Genomic DNA, 6,908 nt, shown 5'->3' with positions numbered 1-6,908 from the left:
CGCCGATGGTAGTGTGGGGCTTCCCCATGTGAGAGTAGGTCATCGCCAGGCACCTAATACGAAGAACCCCAGTACCGTTGGTACTGGGGTTTTTTGTATTTGGGTGGTGTGATCTGCTGTGCACTACCAGGCCCATGTGAGAGCCTCTGTGCCAGAGGCACGAGGATCAGGCGCCGCAGGCGTCCCGAAGGGATGACGAGCAGAGCTCGGCACCTAAAGTAGGTCGTCGCTGTTTGCCCCTTCAGCCTGCTCAGCTCCTCACCATCGACCTATGGCAGCGAACGCTCCGAGCCTTAAAACCATCGCTCCCGATCACTGCAGTTCATCCACACAGCCTCCCCAAGCACCGAGCTCCCTAAGCATAATCCTCAGAGCAATCGGGGCGAGGGCGCCCCTTACGAAAATTGATCGTGCCACCGCTCCGAAGTTGGAGGCACGCCCGAAGCTAGCACTGTGGACAATTCAAAGCCCAGCGGCCAAGCGCGACGATCTCATCGCCTACAAACTGCAAGCTCCTCATTCTGGAATACTCTGAAACGGATTAAGAAAGCGCTATCCCTATAGAGCCTCAGAGCTCCTTGCAGGCTCAGAAGAACGCCAGCCCGCTCCAAGATAGACAACCAGGAAAAATTCCACAGATTGCTCGATATAAGCCGCTGCTGCGCATAACCGTGTCATTCAATACCCAGAGCTCAGCCAATCAAACACCAGTTCCAAAATAGGAAAAACTCCTATACCAATCCGGCCGGTGATGAACGAATATAATCACATGAGGAACGCAAGGATGCGTGTTTAATCAGCGGGAAGCTGGACCTCGACCCTCGCACGGATCGCGAAGGGTGCGGCAAGGAGGCTGCAATGGAAGGGCTCGTACACTTGTGTGCGGGCCCTTACTTTTTTCAGGGTATCTACGCTTAATAGCGTTGCAGTCGATTAATGATAGCCGCCCGAGCCTGGCTGTCCCGGCTACGGATAGCGCAGATTAAGGCGGACACAAAAAAGGCAGCTCGTAAGCTGCCTTGTCAGGGTCTAGTCGTATTACTGCTTATTCGAATACGCCGAACGTGACCTTATCAAACCAGGAGCGTTCTTCTTTAGCGTCTTCCTTCTCGCGCTCTTCTGCACGGGTTTCACCCAGGCTCTGAGTCGGACGTGCAGGTACGGCTACTTCTTCCGCATCACCCAGCAACCCGAAGGTGGCGATATTCAGCAGGCTGGAGCTGCCTTCGCGGAACGAACGCACTTCGTAGTCCGGGAAGTTCAGGGTCAGTACTTCCATGGCGTCATCCGCCAGATCAGTCAGCCCAACCTGGGTATAGGCTTCATGCATGATCGCAAGGCCGTCAGCAACAGCCGGGGTTTCCTGGTAGTTTTCCACCACATAACGGCCACGGTTGGCGGCGGCTAACCAGGCCTGGCGTTTCATGTAGTAGGTGGCGACATGAATCTCATGGGTAGCCAGGCGGTTTTTCAGGTACTGCATGCGCTTTTGCGCGTCGGGTGCGTATTCGCTTTCCGGGTAACGATTGACCAGGGTTGCGAAGCTGTCGAAGGAATCACGGGCCGCACCGGGATCACGCTGAGTTTCGTCCAGGGGCAGGTAGCGGGTAAGGAAGGAGCGGTCCTTCTCGAACGCTGTGAGACCTTTCATGTAGTAGGCGTAGTCGATGTTATCGTGATTCGGGTGCAGTCGGATAAAGCGGTCTGCCGCAGCGGAAGCTGAATCAGGCTCGAAGGTTCGGAAGTAGGCGTAGATCAGCTCCAATTGAGCCTGCTCGGAATAGCGTCCGAAAGGGTAGCGAGCTTCAAGCAGTTGCAGGCGCTCGACACCAAGAGAATAGTTGCCGTCGTCCATGGCACTGAGTGCTTCTTCGTACAGCTGCTGTTCCGGGATGTCTGGTTCGACGTCCGCGTTCTCACTCCACCAGGTACAGGCGGAGAGTAGGCTGACGAGGACCAGCGCGGCGCAGGTTTTCACGAGTCGCATGTTTATCAATCCTGACACAGGGGGCGCGCTCGGCGGAGCGGGCCAGATTCGGGTATAATCGGTAAAAATAGAGTCGTATTTAAACACAACGCGAACCCAACCAAAACATCCGTCCGGATGAGTAGCGAGTCGATGTCAGAACAGTTGCAACTGCAGGCCGAAGTGCCAGATGAAATGTATGGATTACGGCTGGATCAAGCGGTGGCCCAGCTCTTCCCCGAATATTCCCGTTCCCGGCTGCAAGGCTGGATCAAGGATGGGGCGCTGACCGTCGATGGTGAGGTGCGCCGGCCGCGTGACAAGCTGGCTGGAGGCGAAACGATCAAGGTCGACGCCCAGCTTGAGATGATTGATGAGCACGCGGCTCAAGACATCCCTCTGGATATTATCTACGAGGATGATCAGATTCTTGTGCTCAACAAGCCGGCAGGCCTGGTGGTTCACCCGGCTGCAGGTCATGCCGAGGGCACGCTTCTCAACGCTCTGTTGCATCATTGCCCGGAGATCGCCCAGGTACCCCGGGCCGGTATCGTCCATCGACTGGATAAAGAGACCACGGGGCTGATGGTGGTAGCGAAGACCATACCAGCACAGACCGATCTGGTCGCCCAGCTGCAGGAGCGCAGCATGGGGCGTGAATATGAAGCGGTGGTCAACGGTGTCATGACCGGCGGCGGCTGTGTCGATGAGCCGATGGGACGTCATCCGCGTCATCGCCAGAAGATGGCCGTGGTGGGTGTGGGTAAAGAGGCTGTTACGCACTACCGTTTGCTGGAAAAATTCCGTGTCCACACGCATATCCGCCTTAAGCTCGAAACGGGCCGTACTCACCAGATCCGCGTTCATATGGCGCATATCAATTACCCGCTGGTAGGTGATCCGCAGTACGGCGGTCGCTTCCAGCTGCCGAAAGGCTGCAGTGGCGCCATGCGCGAGGTACTGAAAAACTTCAAGCGCCAGGCGCTGCACGCCAAGCGTCTGGAACTCTTCCATCCTGAAACCGGTGAAGCGATGTCCTGGGAGATCGATCTTCCAGAAGATATGCAGCGTTTGCTGGCCGTGTTAAAACGGGATGCAGAAACCTACGATTACGAGCTATGAAACTGATTCGCGCAGACTGGCAGGCACCTGCTCATATCCATGCGTTAACGACTACCCGGCTTGATGGCGTAAGCCAGGCTCCCTTTGATGGCCTTAACCTGGGTGATCATGTTGGCGACGCGGCAACTGCAGTCAGTGAGAACCGCAGGGTGTTGCTGAGCGCGCTTGGGCTGAACACCTCTCCGCAATGGTTAAGCCAGGTTCACGGTGTGCGCGTGGTCGAATCCAAAGCCGACGGCCAGGTACGGGAAGCGGATGGCTGCTGGACAGCTACGCCCGGTCTGGCCTGCATCGTAATGACGGCGGATTGTCTGCCGGTATTGATCACCGACCGCCAGGGCAAGCGGGTGGCTGCGGCCCATGCCGGCTGGCGGGGGCTGGCGTCCGGGGTATTGGAAGCGACGTTGGCCCATTTTCCTGATCCCGAGGATCTGCTGGTGTGGCTTGGGCCTGCCATCGGACCGCTGGCGTTTGAGGTTGGAAACGAGGTGCGAGAGCAGTTTGTCAGAGCCTTGCCTGATTCTGAGGCTGCCTTCAAAACCAGCCCTACCGACACCAGTAAATGGCTGGCGGATATTTACCTGCTAGCGGGCTTGCGGCTTAAAGCCGCTGGAGTACGTGAGGTTTCAGGTGGAGATTACTGCACCTTTACCGAAAGCGATTATTTCTACTCTTATCGCAGAGACGGTCAGACTGGCCGCATGGCCAGCCTGATCTGGATCGATGCTAATTCTTGATGACCAGCACAGGGATAGCTGAGCGGCTGACAACCTTGGTGGCTACAGACCCGAGCATGGTGCGCTCAATGGCGGAATGTTTGTGGCCCGCCATGACGATCAGCTCAACTCCCTGTTGCTTGGCGACCGAAAGAATCGTGTCTGCCGGCTTTCCTTCTTCAACCAGAATCTCGCAGTCCTTGCGCTCAAACGGCAGCTTATCGTCAACAAACTCCTCCAGTTGATGACGTATCGACTTGATCGCCTTGTCGAAGGTGCCGGGTGGGAAGTAAGACCCCACCAGTGGCATCTGATAGCCGGCGACAACGGTTAACAGTACTAGTTTGCCGCCGGGAGCCAGCACCTCAAGCGCATGCATCACCGCTTTGTCGGAGTAGCCCTCTTCCGAGAGATCCACAGGGACAAGAATTGTGTTGTACATTCCTCTATCTCCTTCAAGCGGTGGCGAGCTCTTCGCGTTCTCTGTGTTTCTGTAACCAACCGATAAAGATCAGTAGCAGCAGTGCTGGGATGAACACCAGCTCTTTGGGCGGGCGATCTGCCTGCATCTGAATCCCGGTAATCTCCCAGCCGAAATCCACGCCAGAACGTTCAGCCTGGCTGCCGAAGATCACCAGATCCACCAGCCAGCGGTCGCCATCCTGAGTCATCATCAAACCCATGGACTCCAGCCGTTGTGTAGCATCGCCACTGGCATCATCAAGCTGGAGGGAAACGGTTTTGCTGACCTCGTCGCCTTTGATCGTCATTCCCTGAAAATTCAGCTGAATAAACTCTCCTGCATTTAGCTGGGATATCTGTGTTTCCAGCTGCGCCGGCGGCAGGTGGGTGGAGGGCGGATAGACCATGTCCCACCAGTAGCCGGGTCGGAACAGGCTGAACGCGATCAGCAGCAGGGCAGCGGTTTCCCAAAGCCGGGTCTTCACGAACCAGTAACCCTGAGTCGCTGCCGAGAATACCAAAATCGCAATGATGGCACTGACCACCGTGACGATCAGGTCAAACACCGAAGTCAGCCCGATCAGCAGCAACTGGGTGTTGAAGATAAACATGAACGGCAGGATCGCGGTGCGGATATCGTAGGTGAAACCCTGGATACCGGTCTTGATCGGATCTGCCCGCCCAATGGCCGCCGCCGCGAAGGCGGCCAGCCCCACGGGCGGCGTATCATCCGCCAGGATGCCAAAATAGAACACGAACAGATGCACTGCGATCAGCGGCACGATCAGTCCGTTTTCAGCGCCAAGGGAGACAATTACCGGCGCCATCAGCGTGGATACCACGATATAGTTCGCGGTGGTGGGCAGGCCCATACCGAGCACGATACAGATCACTGCCGTGAAGATCAGAATCAGAATCAGATTGCCGCCTGAGATAAACTCGACGAACTCCGTCATCATCTGGCCAAGGCCGGTCAGTGTCACGGTACCGACGATGATACCGGCGGCAGCGGTGGCGATACCTATGCCCACCATGTTGCGGGCACCTGTGATCAGACCTTCGATAAAGTCATGCCAGCACACCTTGAATTGGCTGGACCAGTCGCTTTCACCGCGGAACCAGGCCTTGATCGGGCGATGGGTCAGTACCACTGCGATCAGGAAGACCACCGCGTAGAAGGCTGACTGCTGCGGTGAGTACTGTTTTACCGCCAGAGCCCAGAGCAGGACAACGATCGGCAGCCCGAAGTAGAGCCCCGAGAAAACGGTTGGCCGGGGTTCTGGCAGATGGTCCAGCTCGATACTGGAGTCATCCTCTTTCGGATCCGGGTAGCTGGCGGATAGCTTCAACAGCAGGAAGTAACTCACCACAATAGCCGCCAGCATTACCAGGTAGCCAGCGCCACCCAGTGTCGACTCCAGGAAGGTGGAGCCGTAATACACCACCGCACCGAGCACCAGCATGATGAGCGTCGTGGTCATCCAGGAGAGCATGCGCTGGGCGACAGTAGGTTTGTGCAGCCGTTCTATGCCTTTCATGTTCAGCTTGAGGGCTTCAAGGTGAACGATGTAGATCAGCGCGATATAGGAGATCAGCGACGGCAGGATAGCGTGCTTGATTACCTCGATATAAGGAATCCCCACATATTCTACCATCAGGAACGCCGCCGCACCCATGATAGGCGGGGTCAGCTGGCCGTTGGTGGAGGCCGCCACCTCTACCGCGCCGGCCTTGGTGGCGGGGAAGCCCACCCGCTTCATTAGCGGAATGGTGAAGGTACCGGTGGTCACCACGTTGGCGATGGATGACCCGGAGATAATGCCGCTCAGACCCGAGGCCACGACCGCCGCCTTGGCGGGGCCACCTCGCATATGCCCGAGCAGTGAGAAGGAAACCTTGATCAGGTAGTTACCGGCGCCGGCCTTGTCGAGCAGTGCGCCGAGTAGCACGAACAGGAACACGAATGCGGTGGATACGCCCAGGGCAACACCGAAAACGCCTTCGGTGGTGAGCCACTGGTGGGAAGCCACCTTGTTAAGGCTGGCACCCTTATGGGCGATAACATCCGGCATATACTGGCCGCCGAATGTGAAGGCAAGAAACACCACGGCAACGACCAGTAGCGGCGGACCCAGGGCCCGGCGGGTAGCCTCCAGCAGGGTCAGCATGCCGATCACGGCCATCACCACATCAGTGGTGGTGGGCGCGCCGATGCGCTGAGCCAGGGAATCACGAAAGATAAGCAGGTAAAGGCAGGATGCCGCAGCGCCTATACCGAAAAGGAAATCGAAGGGCGTTATCGACGTATGACTTGAACGTCGGGTGGCCGGGAACAGTGAGAAGGCCAGAAAGGTGGCAAACGCCAGATGGATAAACTTGGCCTGGTCCTCGTTAAGCGTGCCAAAGTTGAAAATAAACGGCAGTGGCGAGGCATACCAGAGCTGAAATAGCGACCAGGCGATCAACAGCCCGATGACCAGCTTGTTCATGAAACCAGACAGGACGCGACTGCCGGTCTCCGAGTTAAGGAGCTCCTCGATCGCCTTATTATCTGGATTTGAGCTATCTGGCGTTTCGGTATCCGACGTACTTTCCTTGGCCATGCGCAGCTCCTTTTAAAAACAGAAGTGAAACGGGAGCGG

The 6,908-nt window shown here is 56.9% G+C and carries 5 protein-coding genes; 2 read left to right on the top strand and 3 right to left on the bottom strand.

The features are described from left to right. Positions 1 to 1,045: 1,045 nt before the first annotated feature. Positions 1,046 to 1,987: an outer membrane protein assembly factor BamD gene (locus tag C4S72_RS24300; protein WP_104005804.1), complete on the bottom strand. Its 942-nt coding sequence runs from the start codon at positions 1,985 to 1,987 to the stop codon at positions 1,046 to 1,048. A 132-nt stretch (positions 1,988 to 2,119) separates the two neighbouring features. Here C4S72_RS24300 and rluD point away from each other — a divergent pair, with 132 nt between their 5' ends. Next, positions 2,120 to 3,088: a 23S rRNA pseudouridine(1911/1915/1917) synthase RluD gene (rluD, locus tag C4S72_RS24295; protein WP_104005803.1), complete on the top strand. Its 969-nt coding sequence runs from the start codon at positions 2,120 to 2,122 to the stop codon at positions 3,086 to 3,088. Further along, on the top strand, positions 3,085 to 3,825 hold the full coding sequence (gene pgeF, locus C4S72_RS24290; RefSeq protein ID WP_104005802.1) for a peptidoglycan editing factor PgeF: 741 nt from the start codon (positions 3,085 to 3,087) through the stop codon (positions 3,823 to 3,825). Before rluD ends, pgeF begins: the two co-directional genes overlap by 4 nt. Here the strand turns inward: pgeF and C4S72_RS24285 are convergent. Together C4S72_RS24285 and C4S72_RS24280 are read right to left on the bottom strand one after the other, a co-directional pair. Further along, positions 3,815 to 4,246, bottom strand: a complete 432-nt coding sequence (locus C4S72_RS24285) for a universal stress protein (RefSeq protein ID WP_104005801.1) — start codon at positions 4,244 to 4,246, stop codon at positions 3,815 to 3,817. The two genes, pgeF and C4S72_RS24285, sit on opposite strands and share 11 nt — an antisense overlap. 13 nt (positions 4,247 to 4,259) lie before the next feature. Next, positions 4,260 to 6,869 carry a TRAP transporter permease gene (locus tag C4S72_RS24280; protein ID WP_104005800.1) on the bottom strand — a complete coding sequence of 870 codons (2,610 nt, stop codon included), beginning with the start codon at positions 6,867 to 6,869 and terminating at the stop codon, positions 4,260 to 4,262. Positions 6,870 to 6,908 lie beyond the last annotated feature (39 nt).

Source organism: Marinobacterium lutimaris (genome assembly GCF_900108065.1).
GTDB classification, from domain to species: Bacteria; Pseudomonadota; Gammaproteobacteria; order Pseudomonadales; family Balneatricaceae; genus Marinobacterium_D; species Marinobacterium_D lutimaris.
Note: the sequence above shows the minus strand (reverse complement) of the source record. Positions and strands in the feature narration are given on the sequence as shown.

What these genes read in the sequence shown, in the direction of transcription:
- C4S72_RS24300 (WP_104005804.1), bottom strand. Translation starts at nt 1,987, where the DNA reads ATGCGACTCGTGAAAACCTGCGCCGCGCTGGTCCTCGTCAGCCTACTC.
- rluD (WP_104005803.1), top strand. Translation starts at nt 2,120, where the DNA reads ATGTCAGAACAGTTGCAACTGCAGGCCGAAGTGCCAGATGAAATGTAT.
- pgeF (WP_104005802.1), top strand. Translation starts at nt 3,085, where the DNA reads ATGAAACTGATTCGCGCAGACTGGCAGGCACCTGCTCATATCCATGCG.
- C4S72_RS24285 (WP_104005801.1), bottom strand. Translation starts at nt 4,246, where the DNA reads ATGTACAACACAATTCTTGTCCCTGTGGATCTCTCGGAAGAGGGCTAC.
- C4S72_RS24280 (WP_104005800.1), bottom strand. Translation starts at nt 6,869, where the DNA reads ATGGCCAAGGAAAGTACGTCGGATACCGAAACGCCAGATAGCTCAAAT.